This is a genomic window from Arthrobacter sp. 05N429 (assembly GCF_056397045.1).
Genome location: NZ_JBFTMQ010000003.1, coordinates 344,625 through 370,142 on the forward strand (window position 1 = coordinate 344,625; position 25,518 = coordinate 370,142).

Here is a 25,518-nt window from a genome sequence, read left to right on the forward strand (position 1 = left end):
CGCAGGGTGTGACAGTGCGGTGTAAGTCTCTCCGACTGGCCTGCGTGTCCGGTACCGCGTACCTGGTACTGCCTGGCTGCCCGCTACGCCCGGCAGGGCATCTGTGCCGTGCGTGTTGACGATCGTAGCGCTTGGGATACTCCCCTACGTCCGCCCAACATTACCCTAGGCGTGCCCCGCGGACTGCATTTGGCGCAGCTCCTTCTTGAGCTCGCCCACCTCGTCGCGAAGCCGGGCGGCGAGTTCAAACTGCAGTTCACCGGCGGCGGCATGCATCTGTTCCGTGAGCTGTTCGATCAGCCCCACCAGGTCCTCGGCCGGCGCGGCTGCCAGGCCGTCCGCCCGGACCTTCGCCGCGCCCTTGCCCTTGCCGCGGGCCTTGCCGGCGCTGGCCAGCAGCTCGCGGGTGTCCGCGTCCTCCTTGTTGATCTGGTCCGTGATGTCGGCGATCTTCTTCCGCAGCGGCTGCGGGTCGATCCCCTTTTCCGTGTTGTAGGCGACTTGGATCGCCCGGCGCCGGTTCGTTTCGTCGATCGCGTGCGCCATCGAGTCGGTGATCTTGTCCGCATACATGTGCACCTGGCCGGAGACATTGCGGGCGGCACGGCCGATGGTCTGGATCAGCGAGGTGGAGGAGCGCAGGAAGCCTTCCTTGTCGGCATCCAGGATGCTCACAAGCGATACCTCGGGCAGGTCGAGGCCTTCACGGAGCAGGTTGATGCCGACCAGCACGTCGAAGACGCCCATCCGGAGTTCACGGAGCAACTCGACACGGCGGAGCGTGTCGACGTCGGAGTGCAGGTATTCGACCTTCACCCCGTGCCCCAGCAGGTAATCGGTGAGGTCCTCGGCCATCCGCTTGGTCAGCGTGGTGACCAGGACGCGCTCGTTCTTCCCGGTGCGGATCCGGATCTCGCCCAGCAGGTCATCGATCTGACCCTTGGTGGGCTTCACAATCACCTCGGGGTCGATCAGGCCGGTGGGCCGGATGATCTGCTGGACAAAGCCGTCCGCCTTGCCGAGCTCGTACTTGCCGGGGGTCGCGGACAGGTACACGGCCTGGCCCACGCGGTCCTGGAACTCGTCCCACTTGAGGGGGCGGTTGTCCATCGCCGAGGGCAGCCGGAAGCCGTGGTCCACGAGATTCCGCTTGCGGGACATATCGCCCTCGTACATGGCGCCGATCTGCGGGACGGTGACGTGCGATTCGTCGATGACCAGCAGGAAGTCGTCGGGGAAGTAGTCGATGAGGCAGTGCGGGGCGGTTCCGCGGGCGCGTCCGTCGATGTGCGAGGAGTAGTTCTCGATGCCGTTGCAGAACCCCATCTGCTGCATCATTTCGAGGTCGTACGTGGTGCGCATCCGCAGCCGCTGCGCCTCCACCAGCTTGTTCTGGCTCTCCAGGGCCTGGAGCCGCTCGGCGAGTTCGTCCTCGATCCTCTTGATGGCCCGGCCCATACGCTCCGGACCGGCCACATAGTGGGAAGCCGGGAAGACGTACATCTCGGTCTCGTCCCGGATCACCTCGCCGGTCAGCGGGTGCAGCGTGTAGATGTTCTCGATCTCGTCGCCGAAGAACTCGACCCGGATCGCCAGCTCCTCGTACATCGGGATGATTTCGACCGTGTCCCCACGGACCCGGAACGTGCCGCGGTGGAAATCCATGTCGTTGCGGGCGTACTGCATGGAGACGAACTTCCGGAGCAGGTCGTCGCGGTTCATTTCCGCCCCCTTGCGGAGCGTCACCATGCCGGCGATGTACTCTTCCGGGGTGCCGAGGCCGTAGATGCAGGACACCGTGGCCACAACGATCACGTCGCGGCGGGTCAGGAGCGCGTTTGTGGCCGAGTGCCGGAGCCGCTCGACTTCCTCGTTGACGGAGGAGTCCTTCTCGATGAAGGTGTCCGTCTGCGCGACGTAGGCCTCGGGCTGGTAGTAGTCGTAGTAGGAGACGAAGTACTCCACGGCGTTGTTCGGGAGCAGTTCGCGGAATTCGTTGGCCAGCTGCGCCGCGAGGGTCTTGTTCTGCACCATCACGAGCGTGGGCCGCTGCACCTGCTCGATCAGCCACGCCGTCGTCGCGCTCTTGCCGGTACCGGTGGCACCGAGCAGCACCACATCCTTTTCGCCGTTCTTGATGCGTTCGGTCAGTTCGGCGATCGCGGCCGGCTGGTCACCGGCCGGCTTGAACTCGCTGATGACCTCGAAGGGCGCCACGACACGGTTGATCTGCTGCGCAAGACTCATGTACCTAATCTACCGCCGGGCTGCGACAGGATGCCCGGATTCAGCTTTGGGCGGTACCGGAGCCGGTACGGTCCGTGTCCGCCTCCGGCCGGGTCCCGGGTTCGGGGGCGGTGTACGACGGCGGCCGCCAGCCCGTGCGCCGGGCCCATGCGTCCAAACGCGGCGCGGCGTAGTCCGTGAACCAGCCTTCCTTGTCAGCGGCGTAGCCTGCAGTGGATTTGTCCACGCCGTGCAGCTTGGCGACGCGGCGCTTCTCGGCCAGGTAGTCGGCCCGGGCTGCCGCGTCGTCGCGAAGCCAGTCCCGGAAGCAGAGCGCAAACCGCCAGCCCGGGGACCCGACGGCCCGGACGTGGAGGTTGACGGCCCGCCCGGGGTCCGCGTTGCCGTGCAGCCGCTTCCACCAGTCGGCAGGGTCCGGGTGCGAGGGCTTGGGGTTGTCGGAGAGGACCCCTGGCCAGCTGGGAAAACCGGCGTCGGCCAGCAGCGGGGCGATCCGCTCCGCGGCAGCCAGGTCCTCCACGCCGAGCTGGAGGTCGAGCACGTCCTTCGCGGCGAGTCCGGGGACGGCAGTGGAACCGACGTGGTCCAGGGCCAGAATGTCCTCGCCGGCGGCCGCCCGCAGGCGCGCGATGAGCCGGCCGGCCTGTGCCGGCCAGTCCTGGTTGGCGGGTGCCAGCACGGGCCCGCCCGCGCGCGGTGCGAGGCGGTGCCTGGACAGGTTCTCCGCAAACGGTGCCAGCCGGAACTTCCAGAGCCGGTCGACCGCGTCCCGAAGTTCGTCCTTGGAACCCGAGTTGTCCAGGACCACGTCGGCCGCTGCCAGGCGTACCTCACGCGGGGCCTGGGCCGCCATCCGGGCCCTGGCTTCGTCCGTCGTCAGGTGCCGGTGCTGCACCATGCGCTGCACACGGACATCATCCGGGGCGTCGACCACCAGCACCAGATGGAAACTCGCGCCCTGGCCGGTCTCGACCAGCAGCGGGATGTCCTGGACCACCACCGCGCCTTTCGGGGCGCCGGCGGCCAGCGCGGCAGCGCGCTCCCGGACGAGGGGGTGGATGATGCCGTTGAGTACCGCGAGCCGTTCGGGGTTGCCGAAGACGAGGGCCCCAAGCTTCGGCCGGTCCAGGCCGCCGTCGGGAGTCAGGATGGCCCGGCTGAAGGCCCCGACCACCCGCGCGAGACCGGGTGTTCCGGGTTCCACCACCTCGCGGGCCAAGGCATCGGCGTCGATCACCACCGCGCCGAGTTCGCGCAGGCGCGAGGCCGCCACTGACTTCCCTGAGGCGATGCCGCCCGTCAACCCGATTTTCAGCACCCCACCAGACTAAACTGATCCGGTGCCTGAAGACGTGGTTTCCCCGGAGAGCAGGGCCACCGTTTACACCACGCTGGCCGCGGGTCCGCAATTCCGGCACGAGATCGAGGTGAAACGCTCGCGCTTCATCACCGTGCTGCACCGCACCGGGGATGAGGAGAGCGCCCGGTCGGTCCTCGCCGGGCTGCGCAAGGAATTCCACGACGCCCGGCACCACTGCTCCGCGTTCGTGCTCGGTCCGGACCGCGACGTCCAGCGATCCAACGACGACGGCGAGCCGTCCGGCACCGCGGGCATCCCGATGCTCGACGCGCTGCTGAAGCGCGAGACTGCGCCCGGCGTGGCGGACCTCAGCGACGTGACCGCCGTCGTCGTCCGATACTTCGGCGGAGTCCTGCTGGGCGCCGGCGGACTCGTCCGGGCCTACTCCGAATCTGTAACCGCGGCCCTGGACCGGGCGCCGCTGGCGCAACGGCGCCGGCTGCGGATCTGTACAGTGACGGTCCCCCATGCAACGGCCGGCCGGCTGGAGAACGACCTGCGCGCCGCGGGCTATGTCATGGCCGAAACCAGTTACGAGGCGCAGACTACTGTTCTGAGGCTTGCCCTGCCGGACGACCCGGCGGGACTGGCCTTGGCTGGTGACCGGCTCGCCGCATTGTCAGCCGGCACCGCCGCCTTGCTGCCTGGAGAAACGGAGTGGATCGATGTCCCCCTCAGCTGAGCCCTCCCCCGCCCCGGTCCGGCTCGTCGACGTCTCCGAAGCGGTCCTGGAGCAGCTCCTGACCATCGCGATCCAGGACGCCGACGCCGACGAGGTAACGCCTCCGCTGGGCAGCGCCGCCGGCTGGAATTCGGAACGGATCAGCTGGTTCCGCGAATACCACCACGCCGCCGCGGGACTCGACGGGCCGGCGCAGCAGAAAAGCTGGGCGATCAGCTGCGACGGGAAACTGGCCGGCTCCATCCGACTCAAACGGACCGGCGAAGGCACGTTGGAAACCGGAATCTGGCTGGGCCGGAGCTTCCGGGGCAAGGGAATCGCCCGGGAGGCCCTTAGCCTCGTGATCGACCGGGCCGCCGCGTCTGGTGCCACGGTGCTGGAAGCCGACACAACGGCAGGAAACACGGCGGCCCTGGTCCTGCTTCGCTCCGCCGGCGCCAGGCTCGACGAGGGCCAAGCCGCCGGTGATGCCGCGGTTCCGGTCAAGGCCAAGATCCCGCTGCGCTGAGGGCGGCCCACCACTGGACATGTCCCAGGTACGGCCACGTGGCACCAACCGGAATGCCCCGTCCTGGCTGCGACCGATGGACATCATCCCATTCTGCCCATCCGCTACGCCCACCACTGGACATGTCCCACGCTCGGGTGCGTGGACCAATCCGCAAGTCCCCCGATATACGTGCCTGGACGCGAGGCTGGCCGTTCGGGTTCCCCGGTCCGGTCCACCGGGCCCTGGAGGAGCCTGTCCCGCGGCGGCCGAGTCGGTGCGGAGATCGACGTCGTCCGCTTCTGTCCACCTTTGACGCGCACGGCTGGACATGACCCGGGGCCGCAAATGGCCGGAGGACTGGACATGCTCCCCCGTCCCGGTTCGGGCTGCCCGGGAAAGCAGGGCATGCGCCGTGTCCGGGCCCAGGGCTGGACATAGTTCCCTTATGTCCAGTGGCCGCGTCCCGGACTGGGCATGTCCGGTGGGGCGGGTACCCACCAATGGGCATGTGCCCCGGCGGTGGCCGCCGCGGGGCATGTCCTTAAACGAAAAGTGGCCGCCCCCTGGGGGACGACCACTTTCACGGTGTTACTTCAAGCTGGCAACTGCCAAGCCCCGGGGAGCCTCCTCCCCGGGAACGTTGGGCAATTAGTTGCCGGTCAGCTTCTCGCGCAGAGCGGCAAGAGCCTCGTCCGAAGCAAGCGTGCCTGCACCGGTCTCGGTTGCGGCCGGCTCGGAGGAGTAGCTGGTGGTGCCGGAGTCGCTCTCGCCGGACGTTGCAGCTGCAGCGTCGTCGGCAGCGTGCTGGGCAACCTGCTTCTTGTGGGCTTCCCAGCGGGTCTGGGCGTCAGCGTACTGCTGCTCCCAGGCGGCGCGCTGCGTCTCGTAGCCTTCAAGCCACTCGTTGGACTCCGGGTCGAAGCCCTCCGGGTACTTGTAGTTGCCCTCTTCGTCGTACTCTGCGGCCATGCCGTAGAGAGCCGGATCGAATTCGGTGGACTCGGCGTCGACGCCCTCGTTGGCCTGCTTGAGGGACAGGGAGATGCGGCGGCGTTCGAGGTCGATGTCGATGACCTTGACGAACAGCTCGTCGCCAACGGAGACAACCTGCTCGGCCAGCTCAACGTGGCGCACGGCGAGCTCGGAGATGTGGACCAGGCCTTCGATGCCGTCTTCAACGCGAACGAACGCGCCGAACGGAACCAGCTTGGTGACCTTACCCGGTACGACCTGCCCGAGGGCGTGGGTGCGGGCGAAGGTCTGCCACGGATCTTCCTGCGTAGCCTTGAGCGACAGGGAAACACGCTCGCGGTCCAGGTCGACCTCGAGAACCTCGACGGTGACTTCCTGGCCAACTTCGACAACCTCGGACGGGTGGTCGATGTGCTTCCAGGACAGCTCGGAAACGTGAACGAGGCCGTCTACGCCGCCCAGGTCCACGAAGGCACCGAAGTTGACGATGGAGGAAACGACGCCGGGACGGACCTGGCCCTTTTCCAACTTGTTGAGGAACGTGGAGCGGACCTCGGACTGGGTCTGCTCGAGCCACGCACGGCGGGACAGCACAACGTTGTTGCGGTTCTTGTCCAGCTCGATGATCTTGGCTTCGATCTGCTGACCGATGTACGGAGCCAGGTCGCGCACACGGCGCATCTCGACGAGGGATGCGGGCAGGAAGCCGCGCAGACCGATGTCGAGGATAAGACCACCCTTGACAACCTCGATGACGGTACCGGTAACGACACCGTCTTCTTCCTTGACCTTCTCGATGTCGCCCCAGGCACGCTCGTACTGAGCACGCTTCTTGGAGAGGATCAGGCGGCCTTCTTTGTCTTCCTTGGTGAGCACCAGGGCTTCGACGAGATCGCCAACGGAGACGACGTCTCCGGGATCAACATCGTGCTTGATGGACAGCTCGCGGGAGGGAATGACACCTTCGGTCTTGTAACCGATGTCGAGCAGAACTTCGTCGCGGTCGACCTTGACGACGGTACCTTCGACGAGGTCCCCGTCGTTGAAGTACTTGATGGTGGCGTCGACTGCTGCGAGGAAGTCCTCAGCGGTACCGATGTCGTTAATCGCGACTACGGGGGTACCGGGCTTCTCGGTGGAGGTGATGGTCATGTAGTAGGGGCTCCGTTGTGGATAGTTAGTCGGTCAGGCAAACCGCTGCGCCCGCGTCGGCGACACGGGCACAGAACACGGCAAAACGCCGGGTCATCCTGATTTTGTGGATTGTAGATGCGCGCACGTAGTGCACGCCCGTTTAGTCTAGTCGCTTTGGTGAACGGGGGTCAAAGCGCAGCGGGACGATGCAACGGGTCGGCGGGGACCCGGCTAGAAGTGCGTCAGGCAGTGCGGTGCGCGTTCGACGGCGAACATGAGTCGCGCTGTCAGCGCCGCCCCGGGGACGTGCTCGGTGATGCGCCCGGCGGCGGTCAGGGTCACCGGGCAGACAGCGCCGAGATAGATGGATCCAAGGTCCGCGACGTCGAGGGACAGCCCTGGCTCGGTGCCTTCCGGAGCTTCCACAACGCTTGCCTCCCCGCCACTGACGGACAGGGTAAACGTGCCGGCCGCGAAGCCCAGGGTGTCCGTGAGGGACAGCACCAGGCTGCCGTCGGATGAGTAGCGCCTCGCGCCCAGGGCCTGGACGGTGTCCAGAATCCGGAGCCACAGCATGTCGGCGTCCTCGCTGGACTCGATGCAGCGCGGATCCTCCAGTGCCCACGTCAGGGGGTCGTCCACGGGGGCTTCAGCCCAGCTGATCCGTTGGATCATGTCGATGCTGCCGAGGAACTGCCACAGCTCCAGATAGCCGGAATCGGTGGCCGCCACGAGGTCGATGACCTCCATGGTGAAGGGCTTGGTGTCCCAGCCGGAGAACTTGTAGGCGACATAGCCGTCCACGCCGCCGTCGGCGTCGTAATGCAGGGCGCACTTGATGCTGTCGTCCTCCGCGCCGTCCCGGCCGAGGGTTCCCGAGCTGCGCTGCCGGTACGCGTCCTGCCGCACAATGGAGCCCGGCGTGACCCGGTGGACACGGTCGAACACGTCCGGTGCCAGTTCCAGCAGGACTTTCCGGTCGGCGATTTCCACGGTCCCGGTCGGGGTGTGCCGCAGCCGGAACCGCGGGCCGGTGTCCACTTTGATGCTGCGCTCGAACGTCGCGACGCCGAAGCCGAACCGACCGTAGATCGAAGCTTCCGAGGCCGTCAGGGCGGCCATGGCCAGGCCGTCGTCCTTCGACGCGGCCAGGTCCTCGGTCATCATGCGGCGCAGGAGCCCCTGCCGGCGGTGCGTTCCGCGGACTGTCACGGCCGTGATCAGCTGCGCTTCGAGCTGCCGGCCGTAGCCGACGTTGAGGTGTTTGCGCAGGGTGGCGAAAGTCGCCACGGGGGTATCGGCCGCCAGGGAATGGGCGGCGACGGGCCCGGTCTGGTAGACGCCCGTCATCTCCCGGTTGTCCACGAGGTACATGGCCATGACCTTGTCGACGAACTCGTCCTTGTGCCGCTCGTCGTAGAATCCGACGCCGACGCCGCGCAGCCAGTCCACGCCACGCGCGTAGTCCGGTTCGCCCTTTTCGACCGCGCGGAACCGCCGGATCTCATACTTGTCAGCCACGTAGTTCTCCCCCTAGGAATCCTGCCAATTGCCGAACCGAAGCAGGCGTCAGTGCCCGGCCTCGTACCAGCTGGAGCCGATGCCGATCTGGACGTCGAGCGGCACGGTCAGCTTAGCTGCTGCGCCCATCTGCTCCGTTACAAGCTTCTCCACGGCCTCACGCTCACCGTGCGCCACTTCGAGGACCAGTTCATCATGGACCTGCAGCAGCATGCGAGATTTCAGGCCCTGCTCGTCCAGCGCGCCGGCAACACCCAGCATGGCGCGCTTGATGATGTCCGCGGCGGAGCCCTGGATGGGCGAGTTCAGGGCGATGCGCTCCGCGTTCTCGCGCAACTGGCGGTCGGTGCTGGTGAGGTCCGGCAGGTAGCGCCGGCGCCCTTCGATGGTGGCGGTGTAACCGTCGATCCTGGCCTGGTCCACCACGCCGCGGAGGTAGTCGCGGACGGCGCCGAACCGGTCGAAGTAGTCCTTCATCAGGGTCCGCGCCTCATCGACGGAGATCTCGAGCTGCTTGGAAAGGCCGAACGAGGTCAGGCCGTAGGCAAGGCCATAGGACATGGCTTTGACCTTGGAGCGCATCGCACTGGTCACCTCGTCGGTGGGCACATGGAAGATGTTGGAGCCCACGAACCGGTGCAGGTCCTCGCCGTCCTTGTAGGCCTGGATCAGCCCCGGATCGCCGGAAAGATGCGCCATGATGCGCATCTCGATCTGCGAGTAGTCCGCGGACAGCAGGCAGTCATAGCCTTCGCTGACCACAAAGATGCCGCGGACGCGCCGGCCTTCCTCGCTGCGGATGGGGATGTTCTGCAGGTTCGGGTTATTGGAGGAGATCCGGCCCGTGGCTGCGACGTTCTGCGCGTACGTGGTGTGGATCCGGCCGTCGTCGGTGACCGACTTTTTGAGCGATTCCAGCATCTGCCGCAGCTTCGAGGACTCGCGGTGCGCCATGAGCTGGACCAGGAATTCGTGGCCGGTCTTCTCCAGCAGGTTCTTCAGCGAAGCGGCGTCGGTGGTGTAGCCGGACTTGATTTTCTTGGTCTTCGGCAGCCCCAGCTCCTCGAAGAGCACGGTCTGCAGCTGCTTGGGTGACCCGAGGTTCACCTCATGGCCGATCGCGGCGAAGGCAAGCTCCTGGGCGTTGTCGATCACCTTGGCGAGGTCCGCCAGCTGCTCGTCCATACGTGCCATGTCGATCGCGATTCCCGCGAGTTCCATGTCGGCGAGGACACGGCTGACCGGCAGCTCAAGTGTCGTCAGCAGGTCCTGGGCTTTGCGTTCGGCCAGTTCCGTCTCGAAGTACCGGCTGAGGGCCTTGATGACGGCGCCCACGTGGACCAGCGCGCCGGCAGCGGCGGCGTCGTCCTCGCCGTCGAACGCCAACTCAAGCTGGCCGGCCTTGGCCGCTTCCGTCGAGACGCTGATGTTGAGGTGGTGCTGGGCCAGTTCGGCGAGCTCATAGCTGCGGCGGTCTGGCTGGATGAGGTATCCGGAGATCGAGGTGTCGTCCACGACGCCTTCCAGGCCAAGACCCCGGCTTGAGAGCGCTTTGAGGGCAGCCTTGTAACCATGCATGACTTTGGCCGCGGCGGGGTCTTTGAGCCAGCCGGCCAGGACGTTTTCGGCGGCGGCGTCCTGGCTGGCGAGGTCGATGTAGGCGGCCCCATTGTCATGGACGATGGCCAGGGCGGCGGCATCCTCACCAATCCGGCCGGGCACGACGTCGACGGCGACGGCCGCAAGCTTGCCTGCCCCGGACTCGAGGAACGCGGCCAGTTCGTCGGCGCCCGAGGGGATCACGAAGTCCGGGGTGTCGAGGCTTTCCCGTTCCGCTTCAGCAACCTCACTGCCGTAAAGGGCAAAGAGGCGGGTGCGGATGGTCTTGAATTCGAGCGTGTCGAACAACTCCTCGAGGGCGGCCTGGTCAGGCCTCGGCTCCGCGAGCTCGTCCAGGGTCACCGGGAGGTCGAGGTCCGTGTGGAGCCGGTTCAGCCGGCGGTTGCGCTTGACCTCGTCCACGTTTTCGCGGAGGGAGTCGCCCACCTTTCCGCCGATCGCGTCAAGATTCTCCAGGACACCCTCCAGCCCGCCGTACAGGTTGATCCACTTGGCGGCCGTCTTGGGGCCGACGCCGGGAACACCGGGGAGGTTGTCCGCGGACTCCCCCACCAGCGCGGCGAGGTCCGAGTACTGGGCGGGGCTGACGAAGTACTTTTCCTGGATGGCGGTCGCATCCATCCGGGGAATGTCGCTGACGCCCTTCCTGGGGTACAGCACAAAAACGTTGTCCGTGATCAGCTGGAAGGCGTCCCGGTCGCCGGAGACGAGCAGGACCTCGAAACCTGCTTTCTCGCCCATGGCGGCGAGGGTGGCCAGGATGTCATCAGCCTCATAGCCGGGCATCTTGATGGTCTTGATGCCCCAGGCGCCCATGACTTTGTCGATGAGATCAATCTGGCCGCTCATCTCACGGGGGGTTTCGTTGCGTCCGCCCTTGTAGTCGCTGTACTCGGCCTTGCGGTGTGTGGTGTCGTCGGAGACGTCAAAGGCCACGGCGACGTGCGTGGGCTTCTGCTCCTTGATCAGGTTGATGAGCATGGACGTGAAGCCGTGGATCGCGTTGGTGTGCTGCCCCGTGGCGGTGGAGAACTTGTCCGCGGGCAGGGCGAAGAACGCCCGGAACGCCATGGAGTGCCCGTCCAGGACGAGGAGGCGGGGCTGGTCCGTGATCGGAATCACGGGCGCCTCAGTGGCGGATACCGACTCGGCGGCCCGGCTGGACTTCCGGGCGGGCTTGGCCGCAGCCGCCGCTGCGGTCTCAGTTGCCGGGAGTAGGTCTACCGCGGTGTCTGCAGAAAGGGGGGCAGTAGAATTCAGGGCCGCAGAATCGAGGGCAGCAGCATGGGGGGCAGTGGCCGGTTTGGTAGTTTCGCTCACAGGTGCCAGCCTAGTTCCCATGACGGACAATTTCACGCCGGGCCCCTACGCGGCCGAGCTGGCGGCTGCCGGGGTTCCCGAGGAAATGCATGAATGGCTGGGGCAATACGGCGTGGGCGCCCTGGTGGTGAAGATGGGGATCCATTTCCTGGAGATGAGTCCCGAGCGGACAGTTGGCACCATGCCGGTGGAAGGCAACACCCAGGTGGCCGGGATCCTGCACGGCGGCGCCCACGTGGTCCTGGCCGAGACCCTGGGTTCCTTCGCCGCCGGAATGCACGCCGGGCCGGGGCGGCAGGCACTGGGGATCGACGTCAGCGCCACTCATCACCGGGCCATCACCTCGGGCACTGTGACCGGGACCTGCACGGCAATCCACCTCGGCCGGACCCTCACCACGCACGAGATCGTCATGACGGACGAGCTGGGCCGCCGGCTGTCCACGGCGCGCATCACCAATCTGATCCGAGACATCGCTTAGGCAGGACACAGGCTCGACACACCCGCAGGCGCCGGAGCGCCCATGGCACTAGGCGGGGCTGCCACCGAGGCGGTAGCGCAGCTCCACGATGCCCCGGCCCATGGCGTGCGAGGAGAGCAACTCCAGCGGCGGCGTCGGCCTCGACATCGGCAGTACCGCCTTGCCGCTGCCCAGCACCACGGGAATGATCGAGATGATGATCTCGTCGAGCGCTCCGGCGTCCGCGAATTGGGCAGCAAGGACTCCGCCGCCGACGATCCAGACGTTCTTGTCTCCCGCGTCGGCTTTGAGGTCCTCGACGAATTCGGCCACCGGCCCGCGCACGAATGTCACGTCCGCGCCTTTGGGGGCTGAGTGCTCGTGGTGGGTAAACACCCAGCATGGCGTGGCGGGATACGGCCAGTTGTCCGGTTCGTGTTTCTGCAGCCACGCATAGGTGTCGCCGCCCATGACGATGCAGCCGACCTCCGCCATGAAGCCGTCGTAGCTTTCCTGGCCGCCGGCGAAACCGTCGAACTGGAGCAACCAGTCCAGATTGTCGTCGCCGGTGGCGATGAATCCGTCCAGCGAGGACGCCACAAAATACTGGAAACCAGGCATGGTCCCAGCCTAGCCAATTCCTGCCGGGGTGCCCATCCTGCGGAAAGCAGCGGGGCAGGCCGGCGCCGTTCCGGCTATTTGCTGAAGTACGGAATGATCAGGTAAAGCCCGAACAGCACGGCCAGGCCGCACAGGCCGAAGCACACGTAAGCGAGCGGCCGCACCCAGGTCGGCTTCCTTTCGCTCACGTCGCCGGCGATGGCAGTGAGACGGACCCCGAGGGAGTACAGCACCACGACGGTCACCGCCGCGACGAGCGTTGCGCCCGCCACCTGGATAAGTTCCAGCCACTTCATTACAGTCCGCCCTTCGGCTCGTCCTTGGCCCTGCTGACAGACACGGCTTTCTTCTTTTTGCGGAACCGCACAGCCTGGCCGGCTTCCTCGACCGCGACAGCGTTGTGGTGCCCCACCTGGGATTTTTTGGAGCGGAAGAACATGTATAGCACCGCACCCGTGCCGGCCACCGCGGCGATAACGACGCCGACGACGCCGGTCAGGACCAGCATTGCCGTGAGCGCCCCCACGATGCCGGCGGCGGGAAGGGTGAAGAGCCAGCCAAGCGCGATCCTTCCGGCGGTTCCCCAGCGGACGGTGGCGCCGCGGCGTCCCATGCCCGAACCGATGACCGAGCCGGAGGCCACCTGGGTGGTGGAAAGGGCGAACCCCAGGTGTGAGGAGGCGAGGATGGCCGAGGCCGTGCTGCTTTCTGCTGAGAAGCCCTGGGCGGGCTTGACTTCGGTGAGGCCGGATCCCATGGTGCGGATGATCCGCCAGCCACCGGAGTACGTGCCGATCGCGATGGCGAAGGCACAGGAGGTGATGACCCAGAGCTGCGGACCGGTACCGGGCGCCTGGGTGCCCGCGGAAATCAGCACCAGCGTGATGATGCCCATGGTCTTCTGCGCATCGTTGGTGCCGTGAGCGAGGGCCACGAGGCTGGACGTGAAGATCTGGCCGGTGCGGAAGCCGCCGCGCTTTTGCGTGAGCTTGCTGCCCGACTCCGGGTCATGGCGGGAAGTCAGCGCGTAGGCCAGCTTCGTGCACAGGTACGCCACGGCCCCGGCGATGATCGGCGCGAAAATCGCGGGGAGGATCACCTTCTGCATCAGGCTCTCGAAGTTGATCGAGTGGATGCCGATGCCGGCGATGGCAGCGCCGATCAGGCCGCCGAAGAGCGCGTGCGAGGAACTCGACGGCAGACCCTTGAGCCAGGTGATCATGTTCCAGAGGATGGCGCCCATGAGTCCGGCGAAAATGATGTCCGGGGTGATCTGGACCCCTTCCGATCCTTCTTTGATGATGCCGCCGGAGACGGTCTTCGCCACTTCCGTGGACAGGAAAGCCCCCACCAGGTTCAGCACCGCCGCGAGTGCGACAGCCGTTTTGGGTTTGATGGCACCGGTGGCGATGGGCGTGGCCATCGCGTTGGCGGTGTCATGGAATCCGTTGGTGAAGTCAAAAAAAAGCGCCAAGGCTATTACCAGCGCCACCATGATGGTGATTTCCACCTGTTGCCCAATCTGCAGAGTCGACGGTCAGAGGTTTCATTCCCCGCTGCCGGCATAGTTCATCCGGGATCTACCGGGAGGAAGTGCGGCGTTCAGCAAAGTTGCCTGACCCGTTAAAGCGTACGGGGCATTGGCATCAGGGCAAAACAAGCGCCGGAGAAGGCCATGAGCAGCCCTTCCATCAGCCGTGGTGCAGATCGGGCGTCTTCCCGGCGTCGATCATGCCGGCGATTTTCTCCTCCAGCGCGGCCAGGGTGGCGTCCGGCAGGACAATCAGACCGTCCAGTTCGCGCCGCGCACGCTTGTACGCCGTCTGCCGTTCCGCCGGTGTGGCGCCGGCGTCCGAAGCGATCCGCAGCAGCTTCCGGGCCGTTGCGAGGCGCTCCCGTTCCGGTCCGGTGAAGTTGCTGTCCTTGATCCGCCGGGCTTCCCGCTCGGCGACGTCGAACGCCAGTTCGTAGCTGGTGACGGCCTCGCGGTACTCCGCCAGCCGCGCCGCCGTCGTGATGTCCCCGGGGGCTTCCGGCCGCAGGCCGTCGGCCAGCCGCTTCGCCCGGAGGAAACCCACGGTCAGGGGTTCACGGACATCGGTCATGACCGGAAAGTCGATGAGTTTTCCCACGTCAAGCTCGTAGTCGAGCCACCGCCGGTTGACGGCGTCATGGCTGTCCATGAGCTGCCGGACTTGGGCCTGGCTGGCCTGCTCTACCTTCGCGGCCTGGTTGCGGAGCTTGTAGAGCTCCACCCGGCGGCGGTGCCGGCGTTCGCTGGCCCTGGACCAGGAGCGCGCCCAGCCGCCGAACAGCCCGCTCAACGGGAAGATGAGCCACCAGAAGTGGCCGACGAAATCGAAGAAGGGCTCCACTGCATCATCCTCCCACCCGCCCCGGACAGGCTCAAGAGCCGGTCAGCGGGAGAGCCCCCTCGAGTGAGGAGGCTCAACTGGTGACCGCCGCCCGTGCCGGCCTTCAGTCCTCGTGCTTTACCTTGTGCACCCGCGTGACTAGGGTCGGGCACGGCACGTTGAGCAGTACGGCGTGGGCCGTGGAGCCGAGCACCATCCGCGAGAAGCCGCCACGTCCCCGGCTGCCGATCACCAGGAGCCGGGCCTCTTTGGCGGCGCCGATTAGTGCCTTGGCGGGTTCGGTGTCGGTCTCCAGTTGTTGGTGGACCACGAGGTCCGGGTACTTGTCGCCCAGCCCGGCGACGGATTCCGCCAGGACAATCCGGTCCTCCTCGAGGATCGATTCGGCAAGGCCGCTCTTCGGCAACTGGTTTTCGACCCAGCGGGCCGGCCTGCGGAAGGCGAGGACCACGGTTAACTGGTCGCCTCCCTTGTCCGCTTCCGCGGCGGCGAAGTCGACCGCCTGCAGCGACTCCTCGGAGCCGTCCACACCCACCACGACGCCGGCGGCCCCGGCTCCGCGCTTCAACGGGATCACGGCTGCGGGGATTACCGAGGCGGAGACGATCTGCAGGGCACGGTCCGTCAGCGGACCGCCGTCCATCCAGTGCTTGTCATGTTCGCCGACGACCACCATGGATGCTTCTTTGGACACCTCCCGGAGGACGGAGCCGCCGCTGCCGTGACGAAGCTGGATGTCAACCTTCACGCCGGGTGCCTGATCGCCGGCACTGGCTTGCGCTTTCTGGAGCAGGTCCATGCCCGCTTGCCTGATGATCTCGTGGTACTGGAAATCCGGAGAAATCCAGCGGTCGTCCACGGCGTGGATGATGGTGACCGGAAGCTTGTCCCGGGCTGCCCGCTCCAGGGCCCACGTCAGCGCAGCTTCGCTTCCGGCTGATCCGTTGATACCGACGACGATTGGCTTGTTCATTCTGAATCCTGCTCTTTTCCATGGCGCGGACAATTCTGCATCGCATGATGGGGGCGGCATGGACCGCGGGCCTCCGTCGCTTCAGTGTGCGCCGGGCCCTGACCCCGGGTTAGGGCCTTAAGCCCCTCACTCCCCCTGGGCGCCGCGCGTACCGTCGACCCATGGAGCGGGGGCACGTTGACTGAGCGGCGGCCCGCCTCTGCCGGAGGACTGTTCCTCCTGGCCGGAGCACTAAGCGGCCTGCTCTCCGCCGCCCTCGGCGTGGCCGGCGGCCTGCTGGAAGGGGCACTGACCGGGCCATGGCCGGACGCCGCGGACCCCGGCTACGCGGACTATCTGGTGGCGAACCGCGCCCCGATCCTCGCCCAGAGCCTGCTCTTCGTCTTCAGCTCCGCAGCGCTGCTCTGGTTCCTCGGCTACGTCCGGGCCAGGCTGGTCCATGCCGAGCCGGCGCCGGGCACGGTGTCCGGCATCGCCTTTGCCGCGGGGGTATTGGCGGTCGGGCTGAACATCCTGGGCCAGGCCGCCCAGATCACCTTAACCCTGCCCTCCCAGGCACGGATCCCTCCGGACGTCGCCGCCGCAGTGGCGGATCTGTGCCTCGTGACACTGAACCTCGCCAACCTGCCCGCCGGCGTGATGTTCCTTGCCATCGCGCTGTTGTCCTTGCGGCTGCTGGCCTTTCCCCGCTGGCTGGGCTGGATTGCGGCGGCGGCGGCCGCGGCGGCGTTCCTGTCCACCCTGTCACTGGTGCCGGCGGACGGCCCGCTGTCCCCGACCGGCGTCGTGACTACCGCGCTGCGGCTGGTGCCGCTGTTCTGGTATGTCCCGGCCGCCGTCGTGATGCTGCGGCGGCCGTGCCGATTGCCGCGGACGGCCGGTTAGAATCCGGTGGGCTCGGTCTCGAACTCCGGTTCCCGCGGAGGCCTTTCATGGCGCACGGGGCGCAGCGCGGCGGTGCGCTCGAACCAGATCAGTGCGTCGTAGCGCTCGCCAATCCGGGTGGGAACGTAGTTCCCCAGCTCGCGCTCGGGACGGTAGACCACACCGATCGCCCGGTGGCCGAGCCAGGTGGAAAGCCACGGCCCGGACCTGTCCTCGCCGAAGTCCAGCACCGAGGCCGCACCCAGGGCCTCATGCAGGAAGTCTTCGTGGCTGCCCGGCCGCGCCGGCGGAAGCGGGAGGATCCGCTCCGGGCGGCCCCAGGCATCCGCGGCGATCACCTCGCCCCGGTGGGAGGCGAGGCCCACTAGCATCACCCCATCCGCGGCATGCCGTTCGCGCAGCAGCTGCCCCACGTTGACGAGTCCGTCCTGGGCCATGTCCGTAGCCCGGGCGTCCCCCACATGGGTGTTGTGCTCCCAGATGAGTCCCTTGGAGTCCGGACCCAGGTGCTTGCTGAGACGGTCGATGGTGTCAGCCATGTGGTGGTCCCGGATGTTCCAGGACCGGCGGTCGCCGCGGACCATGATCCGGTAGTAGTGCTCGGCGTTCGCAGCCACCTCGGCGTTCTGCACCGCATCGAATGCTGCCTCGTCGTGGTCACCGGGACCGGACACCCGGTTCCTGACCTCGGTCAGGAGGGCGATAACGTCAGCTTCACAGGACTGTGGCACCAGCCGGGTGCTCCAGGCGTACTTGTGCGGATCCTCGTGGTGGGGCAGGAAGCACTCCCACGCGCGCATGGCCCCGGGGACCGCCGAGGGATCGTTGTCCTCCAGCCAGCCGATGATCTCGCGAAGCGAATCCCACAGGGAATACACATCGAGTCCGTAGAAGCCGACGCGCCGGTTCAGCGGACGACCGAGATTCCAGGTGCGCAGCCAGTCCAGGAACGCGGCGATTTCCTCGTTCGCCCACATCCAGGTCGGCCAGCGTTCAAAGCCGGCGAGCAGGGCATGGACGCCCTGGTCCCGTCCCGTCTCGCCGCGTACCCAGCCGTTGATCCGCCAGCAGTCCGGCCAGTCCCCCTCCACACCGATCCAGTTGTAGCCTTCCTCTTCGATCAGGCGCCTGCTGAGGGTGTCACGCCAGGTGTAGAACTCGTGCGTGCCGTGGGAGGCCTCGCCGATGGCGACGAACCGGCAGTCCGCGGCGCGCCGGATCAGGCCATTCAGGTCCCGGTCGGTCGTCAGCGGCCGGGCCAGCGAGTGGATTTCGGCCAGAACCGCGGACCTTCGGACGCCGGACGTCACCGGGGGTCCTCGAGGGAGATCATTTCGAGGTGCTCCGGAACCCGCGCGCGCCAGCCCAGTTCACGCTTGATCCTCAGACGCAGGGCATCCGACGCATCGGGTTCGCCGTGGGTAATGTACGTCATCCGGGGTTCCCGTTCCGCGTTCTTCATCCAGGCGATGATTCCGTCGGCGTCGGCGTGCGCGGACAGGCTTTCCATCTGGACCACCTCGGCCCGGATTTCGATGTCCTCGCCGTAGACGCGGAGCTCCCGCACGCCGGCTGCGAGGGAGGCGCCGCGGGTGCCGCCGGCCTGGTATCCGCTGAGGATCACGGCGTTCTTCGGGTCCGGCCCGTAGGCGGCAATGTGGTGCAGGATCCTTCCGCCGGTAAGCATTCCGCTGGCGGAGATGATGATCATGGGGCCGCCTCGCAGGTTGAGGAGCTTGGATTCATCGACCGAGCGCGTGAGCTTGGCCAGTCTGTACATGTTCATGTACTCCTGCTCCTTGAGCCGGTGCTCCTCGGGGTGCCGCTGGTACATGCCGGACGCGTCAATGGCCATCGGACTGTTGAGGTACACGGGGATGTCCGGGATCAGGTTCTTGCTCCGAAGGCGGGACAGGTGCAGCATCAGCGTTTCGGCGCGGCCGACGGCGAACGCGGCGAACAGCACCACTCCTCCGCGCTTCGCGACCCGGTTGATGATCTCCCCCAGCTGCCGTTCGGGATCGACGGTGGAGTGCAGCCGGTTCCCGTAAGTGGACTCCGTGACTAGGACGTCGGCCTCCCCCAGGGGCCGGGGCGGGTGCATCAGCGGGTCGTCCGCCCGGCCCAGGTCCCCGGTGAAGTGCACGGAATGCGGGCCGATCCGCACCCGCACCTGGGCGGCGCCCAGGATATGGCCGGCCGGCAGGAACGTCATCTCCATCCCTCCGCCCAGGTCCAGGGGATCGTCGAAATCCTGGATCTTGAAACTGTTGAGGGACCTGACGGCGTCGGCCGCGGTGTAGATCGGCAGCGCCGGACTGTGCCGGGACGATCCCCGGTGCGTCGCATACCGGGCCTCCTCCTCCTGCAGGTAGCCGCTGTCCGGAAGGAGCAGTTTGCACAGGTCCGTGGTGCCGTCGGTGGCGATCACCGGTCCGCTGAACCCGTCCCGCACCAGCGCGGGGACGTAGCCGGTGTGGTCCAGGTGCGCGTGGGTCAGCACCACGGCGTTGATCGAGTGCGGAGGAACGGGGAAGGGCGCCCGGTTGCGTTCGCGGCTGCGTTTGTAGCCCTGGAAGAGCCCGCAGTCCACCAGCACCCGCTTCCCGCCGGCCTCGAGCAGGTACCTGGAGCCGGTGACCGTGTCGGTGGCTCCGAGGAAACGGAGGGTGGGCTGCTGGCGCTTCATGTTGCTCCCGTTGCCGCCTGGAATGGCCTGCTACGACACGCAGGAGCACGGCTGACCCGCGCAGGTGGCATACCCCAGCTTCCGCCTGCGCAGGGCCCGACCCTAGGGCCTAAAGTCACCAACGGCTCGCGTCCGCCCGGGCACCGGCAGCAGGCCCCGCCATGGCAGCTGCGCGGGCCGTGCCCGGGCGCCGGTAAGATTTCCCGGCAGGCTCTTTGGCTCGCGCACACCCGTCGGCTTCCAGCGGCAAGGACTGATCATGAAGAAGAAATCCCCGCGGACAGCCGCCAAGGGCACGGCTTCCAAGGGCGCGGCTGCAGACAACACCGGCCAGGAACCAGGGCTGCCCTGGAGTGACCGGCCGTGGACCGGCTCCTACGGGCCAGGCGTGCCGGCGCACCTCGTGCTCCCCGAGGGTTCGCTCGTGGACCTCATGGACGCGTCCGTTCGCCGCTACGGGTCGAAGCCCGCCCTGGAGTTCTTCGGCTCCCGCACCAGCTACCGCGAGCTCGGTACCCTGATCAACCGGGCGGCCGCCGGCCTGAAGAAGCTGGGAGTCAAGGCCGGCGACAGGGTCGCCCTGGTCATGCCGAACTGCCCGCAGCACATCATCGCCTTCCACGCCGTGCTGCGCCTCGGCGCCGTCGTCGTCGAGCACAATCCCCTCTACACGGAACGGGAACTCCGCCACCAGTTCGAGGACCACGGGGCCGGCGTCGCGATCGTCTGGGACAAGGCGGTGGAGCGGGTCCGGCAACTGCCGGCCGACGTCGGGCTCCGCAGTATCGTCTCAGTGGAGCTGATCCCCGCGATGCCGCTGCTGCAGCGGCTGGCGCTGCGGCTGCCGGTCCCGGCAGCCCGCAAGGCCCGCGCCGCCCTGTCCGTGGGCAAAGACGAGCGCCAGGCCCGGCCGGCTCCGGCCGTACGGCCCGTGCTGCCGTGGCGGGAGCTCCTTGACGCCGGGGAACTCAGGAAGAAGCATCCGCGCCCGTCGGCCGGGGACCTCGCCGTGCTGCAGTACACTTCCGGCACCACGGGCCTGCCCAAGGCCGCCATGCTCACCCACGCCAATCTGCAGGCCAACGCCGCGCAGGGCCGGGCGTGGGTGCCGGGGCTCAAGGACGGCCGGGAAACCGTGTACGCGGTGCTGCCGATGTTTCACGCGTACGGCCTGACCCTCTGCATGACCTTCGCGTTGAGCATCGGCGCGAAGCTGGTCCTGTTCCCCAAGTTCGACGTCGACCTCGTGCTGAAGGCGCTCAAGAAGTCCCCCGCGACCTTCCTGCCGGCGGTGCCGCCGATCTACGACCGGATCGCCGCCGCCGCGGCGGAACGCGGCATCGGGCTGGAAAGCATCCGCTTCTCGATCTCCGGCGCCATGAATCTGCCCACGGCGACGGTGGAGACCTGGGAGAAGGCCACCGGCGGCTACCTGATCGAGGGCTACGGACTGACCGAAACCTCCCCCATCGCGATCGGCAACCCGTTCGGCCCCACCCGCAAACCGGGCACCGTCGGAGTGCCGTTCCCCCTGACCGACATCCGCGTCGTGGACCCGAAAAACACCGCCCTGGACCGCGCCCCGGGAGAGGAAGGGGAACTGCTCATCCGCGGCCCCCAGGTCTTTGCCGGCTACTGGAACCGGCCGGAGGAAACCGAAGATACCCTGCTCGACGGCGGCTGGTTCCGGACCGGGGACATCGTCTCGGTGGATGACGACTACTTCGTCACGATCCGGGACCGGATCAAGGAGCTGATCATCACGGGAGGCTTCAACGTCTCGCCCAGTGAGGTGGAGGACGTCGTCGCCACCTTCCCGGGCATTTCGGATGTCTCCGTGATCGGGCTGCCGCGCCAAGGCGGCGGCGAGGACGTCGTCGCCGCCGTGGTGCCGATCCCGGGCACCACCATCGACCCGGACGCGCTCCTCGCGTTCGCCCGGAAACACCTGACCGCCTACAAGGTGCCGCGCCGGGTGGTGGTGCTCGATTCCCTGCCCCGGTCGCTGATCGGCAAGGTCCTCCGCCGCGAGATCCGGGACACGCTGGTGGCAGGGCACTGACCCGCTTCCCGCATCACGGCCCATCCATTCCGGTCCGTGGCGCCGTCCCAGGCAGCAGCCGCTCGCCGATGAACTCGATGGTCCGGTCCAGGGCAGCCTTCGTCGGGTGTCCAGGGGTGTCCACCAGGTCAACGGTCAGGACGCAGTGCGCCGACCGGGCGATGCCGAACGGATTTCCCGGCGACGAGTCGATTTCGATGCTTTCGAAACTCTCACCGAACTCCCGCCGCATCGTCTCGAAACGCGCCGCCGGGCATGCCCGGTCGTCGCTGAACCGCAGGCCGAGCAGTCCCAGTCCCTGGCTGGTCCGCGCCTTCACCCGAGCCAGTTCGCCGTCGTCGAGCCCGACGGCGGCACGGCGCCGGGCGGTCAGGCCCGCCGGCAGCCCGGGCTGGCTCATGACCGGCGCCAGAACCGCGGGTTCCAGGGCCATGGCGAGGGCGAAGCTCCCGGTCATGCACATGCCAATCGCCCCGACGCCGGGTCCGCCGCATTCCTGATGCGCCCGGGCGGCGAGGGCACGCAGCCAGCCCGTCGCCGGGCTGCTCCGGTTCGCCAGCACGGCGAATTCGCGGGAAATGCAGACCTTGGCGATGGACTTCGCAATTCCGGCGCCCGCGGCACCTCCCGGCCGGCCAAACAGCGACGGAAGGTACACGGTGTACCCCCGGCCGATGAGGCGGCGGGCGAGGTCCAGCACTCCGGGATGGATCCCCGGGACCTCATGGATCAGGACCACAGCCGGGCCCCCTCCCGCCCGGAAGACCTGGTGGCTGATGCCGCCGTGGCTGAAAGTTGACTCGGTAAACCCCTCCAGCGTGTCCCGCTGCTCCGGCATGGACGTCCCCCTTTGGTCCGGGCGGGGTTTTCGAATCCGGCCGCCCCGCGTACCGCACATGCTACGGAACGGCAGGGGCCGACGTCGACGGCTGATCCCTTGCGGCACTCCGGGCCAGCTGATAGGCCTGTAATGGGCCTAAAGGTAGTGTGCTTGATAGTAGAGACGCGCCGGCCTGAACAGGCGGTGGTTGCAGAAGGGAAGTTCACGTGACCCGCAAGAATCCCATGGTCGAGGAATACGACGAAAAGGACCTCGAGGTCGGCGACGGTCCAAAGGACTGGGTCGCCGGCATTCCGGGAGTGCTGCACTCCATGAAGCCCGCAATCGAGCAGATGGGCCTCAACCGCACGCGCAAGACCGTCTTGGCGATGAACCAGAAGCACGGCTTTGACTGCCCCAGCTGCGCGTGGCCGGACCCGAACCACCGCAAGGCCTTCGAGTTTTGTGAAAACGGCGCGAAAGCCGTCACCTGGGAGGCGACGCCGGTGGTCATCGCCCCGGAGTTCTGGGCGGAACACTCCGTGAGCGATCTGCGCAGCCGCTCCGAGTACTGGCTGGGCATGCAGGGCCGGCTCACGGAACCGGTGCACAAGCCGGCCGGAGAGGACCACTACAAGCCGGTCACGTGGCCCGAGGCGATCCGGATCATCGCGGACAAGCTCAAGAGCCTGGACTCTCCCGACGAGGCGGCCTTCTACACCAGCGGCCGCACGTCGAATGAGGCTGCCTTCCTTTACCAGCTGATGGTCCGCGGCTACGGCACCAACAACCTGCCGGACTGCTCCAACATGTGCCACGAATCCTCGGGCTGGGCGATGGGCCAGACCATCGGCATCGGCAAGGCCACCGTCAACTTCGACGACTACGCCCATGCGGACCTGATCATCGTCATGGGCCAGAATCCGGGCACCAACCACCCGCGCATGCTGACCGAACTCGAGGCGTGCAAGGAAAACGGCGGCGAGATCGTCGCCGTCAATCCCCTCCCGGAGGCAGGCCTCCGCCGGTACAAGAACCCGCAGAAGGTCAAGGGCATCGTCGGCCATGGCACGGAGATCGCGGACCAGTTCCTGCATATCCGCATCGGCGGCGACATGGCACTGCTGCAGGCGATCTCCAAACGCGTGTTCGACGCCGAGGCCCGCAACCCGGGCACCGTCCTGGACCACGCCTTCCTCGCCGAGCACTGCGAGGGCCTGGACGAACTCCGGGAGCACCTCAGCCTGCTCGACGAGGACGCGGTCCTGGAGGCGACCGGCCTGCGCACCGAAGAAATCGATGAACTCGCCGCCCGCTACCTGAAGGCCGAGAAGGTCATCATCACCTGGGCCATGGGCATCACGCAGCAGAAGAAGGGCGTGGCCACCATCAAGGAGATCATCAACCTGCTCCTGCTGCGCGGCAACATCGGCAAGCCCGGTGCCGGGGCATCCCCCATCCGCGGCCACAGCAACGTCCAGGGCGACCGCACCATGGGCATCTGGGAGCAGATGCCGCAGTCCTTTATGGACTCCCTCGGCGAGGAGTTCGGTTTCGAGCCTCCCCGCGAACACGGCGTTGACGCCGTGGAGACCATCAACAAGATGCGCGACGGCGGCATCAGGGCCTTCGTGGCGCTCGGCGGCAACTTCGTCGGCGCCATCTCGGACACGAACGCTACCGAAGCGGCCATGCAGAACACCGAACTGTCGGTGCAGATCTCCACAAAGCTCAACCGGTCCCACACGGTGACCGGGGCGGAAGCCCTGATCCTGCCCACGATGGGCCGGAGCGAGATCGATATCCAGGAGTCGGGGCAGCAGTTCGTGTCGGTGGAGGACACCGTCTGCGCCGTGCACCCCTCCTGGGGCAGTGTTGAACCGGTCTCGCACCATCTGTTGTCCGAACCGGCAATTGTCAGCCGGCTCGCGAAGGCCCTGGTCGGGGACAAGGTCAAGGCCGACTGGGACGGTTTCGAGAAGAACTACGACCTGATCCGGGACCACATCTCACGCGTCGTCGGCGGCTGCGAGAACTACAACGAGCGGATCCGGCACGAGGGCGGCTTCATCCTGGCGAACGGGCCGCGGGATTCCCGCACCTTCCCCACCCCGACGGGCAAGGCCGTGCTGACCGTCAACGACCTTGAACATGTGGAACGGCCGGAAGGCACGCTGATCCTGCAGAGCATGCGCTCCCACGACCAGTTCAACACCACCATCTACAGCCACAACGACCGCTACCGGGGCATCAAAAAGGGCCGCCACGTGGTGTTCGTGAACCCGGACGACATCGCCGAACTGGGCCTGGCCGACGGAATGTTCGTTGACATCCGGGGCGAATACAAGGACGGCGTGGAGCGGATGGTCCGCAGGTTCCGCGTGGTCTCCTACCCCACCGCCCGCGGCTGCGCGGCCGCCTACTACCCGGAGGCCAACGTGCTGGTGCCCCTGAACCACACGGCCGAAGGCAGCAATACGCCGGTCTCCAAGGCCGTGATTGTTAGGCTAATACCCAGCGAGGACCAGACCCCGGACGGCTCGGCTGCCGTGGCATCCGGCGCGGCCCAGAAGCGGTAGGCCTCACCCCACGGGACATGCCCAGCCCTGGCCGCAGCCACTGGACATAATGCCCATATGTCCATCCTGCGCCACCAACGGAGGGCATGTCCCGCGGGAGGAATTTCGCACCCCACGGGACATGTTCAGTTCCGGCCGCGACCACTGGACATAGTGCCCACATGTCCATCCTTCGCCACCAACGGAGGGCATGTCCCGCGGGAGCTAGTTCGCACTCCACGTGAAATGCCCAGCCCTGGCCGCGACCACTGGACATAATGCCAACATGTCCATCCGCGGGCGCACAGGGAGGGCATGTCCCCTGGCGGGACGCAGTTGGTTCCGGCGGCTACTGGGCCCGCTTGGCCCAGCCCTTTTCGTCGGGGCCGCCGGATTCGCCGTGCTCGCACAGCTCGATGACCTTCTGCGACGCAGCGTGGACGGCGTCCTGGGTGCTCTTCCGCCCGTCGGTCGATGCGGTTCCCGCGGCGTAGCCGACTATGAAGGCGCTGATGGCATCCGCGTGCGGGCCGACGGCCTTCCGCGACTCGTCCGCGACCTGGACGATCGCCTCGTGGTCCACTTCGAGGTCAAGGATCTGCAGTGCCTGGATCAGGCGGGCACTCCAGTGCCGCAGCGCGCTGTCTTCATCCCGGGGCAAAGTCATGGTTACTCCTCTTCGTAGGGCACGTCAGGTGATCGTCTACCCCCACAAGGGTTAGCACCGAC

20 protein-coding genes are annotated in these 25,518 nt (G+C 66.9%); 6 read left to right on the top strand and 14 right to left on the bottom strand.

What is annotated here, in order from left to right:
• Nucleotides 1-165 precede the first annotated feature (165 nt).
• Entirely contained in the window at nt 166-2,247 is a 2,082-nt protein-coding gene (gene uvrB, locus AC1DF4_RS08530) for an excinuclease ABC subunit UvrB (protein ID WP_476912453.1), read from the bottom strand.
• Between the two features lie 40 nt (nt 2,248-2,287).
• A complete protein-coding gene (coaE, locus tag AC1DF4_RS08535; RefSeq protein ID WP_476912454.1) occupies nt 2,288-3,565 on the bottom strand; it encodes a dephospho-CoA kinase in 1,278 nt (425 codons plus the stop codon).
• 22 nt (nt 3,566-3,587) lie between these two features.
• On the opposite strand from coaE, the gene AC1DF4_RS08540 reads away from it, so the two are divergent.
• Complete coding sequence (locus AC1DF4_RS08540; RefSeq protein ID WP_476912455.1) at nt 3,588-4,289, top strand: IMPACT family protein; 702 nt, start codon at nt 3,588-3,590, stop codon at nt 4,287-4,289.
• Nucleotides 4,273-4,797, top strand: a complete 525-nt coding sequence (locus AC1DF4_RS08545; RefSeq protein WP_476912456.1) for a GNAT family N-acetyltransferase — start codon at nt 4,273-4,275, stop codon at nt 4,795-4,797. The genes AC1DF4_RS08540 and AC1DF4_RS08545 overlap by 17 nt, the downstream gene beginning before the upstream one ends.
• Before the next feature lie 630 nt (nt 4,798-5,427).
• On the opposite strand, the gene rpsA is transcribed toward AC1DF4_RS08545, so the two are convergent.
• From rpsA to polA, 3 genes are all read right to left on the bottom strand, one after another.
• Nucleotides 5,428-6,903, bottom strand: coding sequence for a 30S ribosomal protein S1 (gene rpsA / locus AC1DF4_RS08550; protein ID WP_224046436.1), 1,476 nt, complete (start codon nt 6,901-6,903; stop codon nt 5,428-5,430).
• Nucleotides 6,904-7,116: 213 nt separating this feature from the next.
• Nucleotides 7,117-8,406: a GNAT family N-acetyltransferase gene (locus AC1DF4_RS08555; RefSeq protein WP_476912457.1), complete on the bottom strand. Its 1,290-nt coding sequence runs from the start codon at nt 8,404-8,406 to the stop codon at nt 7,117-7,119.
• A 48-nt stretch (nt 8,407-8,454) separates the two neighbouring features.
• Nucleotides 8,455-11,148, bottom strand: coding sequence for a DNA polymerase I (polA, locus tag AC1DF4_RS08560; protein ID WP_476912458.1), 2,694 nt, complete (start codon nt 11,146-11,148; stop codon nt 8,455-8,457).
• 217 nt (nt 11,149-11,365) lie between these two features.
• Here polA and AC1DF4_RS08565 point away from each other — a divergent pair, with 217 nt between their 5' ends.
• On the top strand, nt 11,366-11,827 hold the full coding sequence (locus tag AC1DF4_RS08565) for a hotdog fold thioesterase (RefSeq protein WP_476912459.1): 462 nt from the start codon (nt 11,366-11,368) through the stop codon (nt 11,825-11,827).
• 48 nt (nt 11,828-11,875) lie between these two features.
• On the opposite strand, the gene AC1DF4_RS08570 is transcribed toward AC1DF4_RS08565, so the two are convergent.
• The 5 genes from AC1DF4_RS08570 to AC1DF4_RS08590 form a co-directional block, all read right to left on the bottom strand.
• Nucleotides 11,876-12,427 (bottom strand): dihydrofolate reductase family protein, encoded by a 552-nt coding sequence (locus tag AC1DF4_RS08570; RefSeq protein WP_476912460.1) that lies wholly within the window; start codon nt 12,425-12,427, stop codon nt 11,876-11,878.
• 74 nt (nt 12,428-12,501) lie between these two features.
• Entirely contained in the window at nt 12,502-12,723 is a 222-nt protein-coding gene (locus tag AC1DF4_RS08575; protein WP_476912461.1) for a hypothetical protein, read from the bottom strand.
• The gene (locus AC1DF4_RS08580) at nt 12,723-13,937 is read right to left on the bottom strand and encodes an inorganic phosphate transporter (RefSeq protein ID WP_476912462.1); all 1,215 of its coding nucleotides are present in this window, start codon (nt 13,935-13,937) and stop codon (nt 12,723-12,725) included. The genes AC1DF4_RS08575 and AC1DF4_RS08580 overlap by 1 nt, the downstream gene beginning before the upstream one ends.
• 181 nt (nt 13,938-14,118) lie before the next feature.
• Entirely contained in the window at nt 14,119-14,802 is a 684-nt protein-coding gene (locus tag AC1DF4_RS08585) for a hypothetical protein (RefSeq protein WP_476912463.1), read from the bottom strand.
• A gap of 103 nt (nt 14,803-14,905) precedes the next feature.
• On the bottom strand, nt 14,906-15,775 hold the full coding sequence (locus tag AC1DF4_RS08590; protein ID WP_476912464.1) for a universal stress protein: 870 nt from the start codon (nt 15,773-15,775) through the stop codon (nt 14,906-14,908).
• Nucleotides 15,776-15,952: 177 nt separating this feature from the next.
• Here AC1DF4_RS08590 and AC1DF4_RS08595 point away from each other — a divergent pair, with 177 nt between their 5' ends.
• A complete protein-coding gene (locus AC1DF4_RS08595) occupies nt 15,953-16,660 on the top strand; it encodes a hypothetical protein (protein ID WP_476912465.1) in 708 nt (235 codons plus the stop codon).
• On the opposite strand, the gene AC1DF4_RS08600 is transcribed toward AC1DF4_RS08595, so the two are convergent.
• Nucleotides 16,657-17,970 carry an erythromycin esterase family protein gene (locus AC1DF4_RS08600; protein ID WP_476912466.1) on the bottom strand — a complete coding sequence of 438 codons (1,314 nt, stop codon included), beginning with the start codon at nt 17,968-17,970 and terminating at the stop codon, nt 16,657-16,659. The two genes, AC1DF4_RS08595 and AC1DF4_RS08600, sit on opposite strands and share 4 nt — an antisense overlap.
• Nucleotides 17,967-19,349, bottom strand: a complete 1,383-nt coding sequence (locus AC1DF4_RS08605; protein WP_476912467.1) for an MBL fold metallo-hydrolase RNA specificity domain-containing protein — start codon at nt 19,347-19,349, stop codon at nt 17,967-17,969. Before AC1DF4_RS08605 ends, AC1DF4_RS08600 begins: the two co-directional genes overlap by 4 nt.
• 259 nt (nt 19,350-19,608) lie before the next feature.
• Here AC1DF4_RS08605 and AC1DF4_RS08610 point away from each other — a divergent pair, with 259 nt between their 5' ends.
• The gene (locus tag AC1DF4_RS08610) at nt 19,609-21,411 is read left to right on the top strand and encodes a long-chain-fatty-acid--CoA ligase (protein WP_476912468.1); all 1,803 of its coding nucleotides are present in this window, start codon (nt 19,609-19,611) and stop codon (nt 21,409-21,411) included.
• A gap of 13 nt (nt 21,412-21,424) precedes the next feature.
• Here AC1DF4_RS08610 and AC1DF4_RS08615 read toward each other — a convergent pair whose 3' ends face one another.
• Nucleotides 21,425-22,249 (bottom strand): dienelactone hydrolase family protein, encoded by an 825-nt coding sequence (locus tag AC1DF4_RS08615; protein WP_476912469.1) that lies wholly within the window; start codon nt 22,247-22,249, stop codon nt 21,425-21,427.
• Between the two features lie 209 nt (nt 22,250-22,458).
• Here AC1DF4_RS08615 and AC1DF4_RS08620 point away from each other — a divergent pair, with 209 nt between their 5' ends.
• Entirely contained in the window at nt 22,459-24,810 is a 2,352-nt protein-coding gene (locus AC1DF4_RS08620; protein WP_476912470.1) for an FdhF/YdeP family oxidoreductase, read from the top strand.
• Between the two features lie 328 nt (nt 24,811-25,138).
• On the opposite strand, the gene AC1DF4_RS08625 is transcribed toward AC1DF4_RS08620, so the two are convergent.
• Nucleotides 25,139-25,456, bottom strand: a complete 318-nt coding sequence (locus AC1DF4_RS08625) for a DUF6457 domain-containing protein (RefSeq protein WP_476912471.1) — start codon at nt 25,454-25,456, stop codon at nt 25,139-25,141.
• Nucleotides 25,457-25,518: the final 62 nt, after the last annotated feature.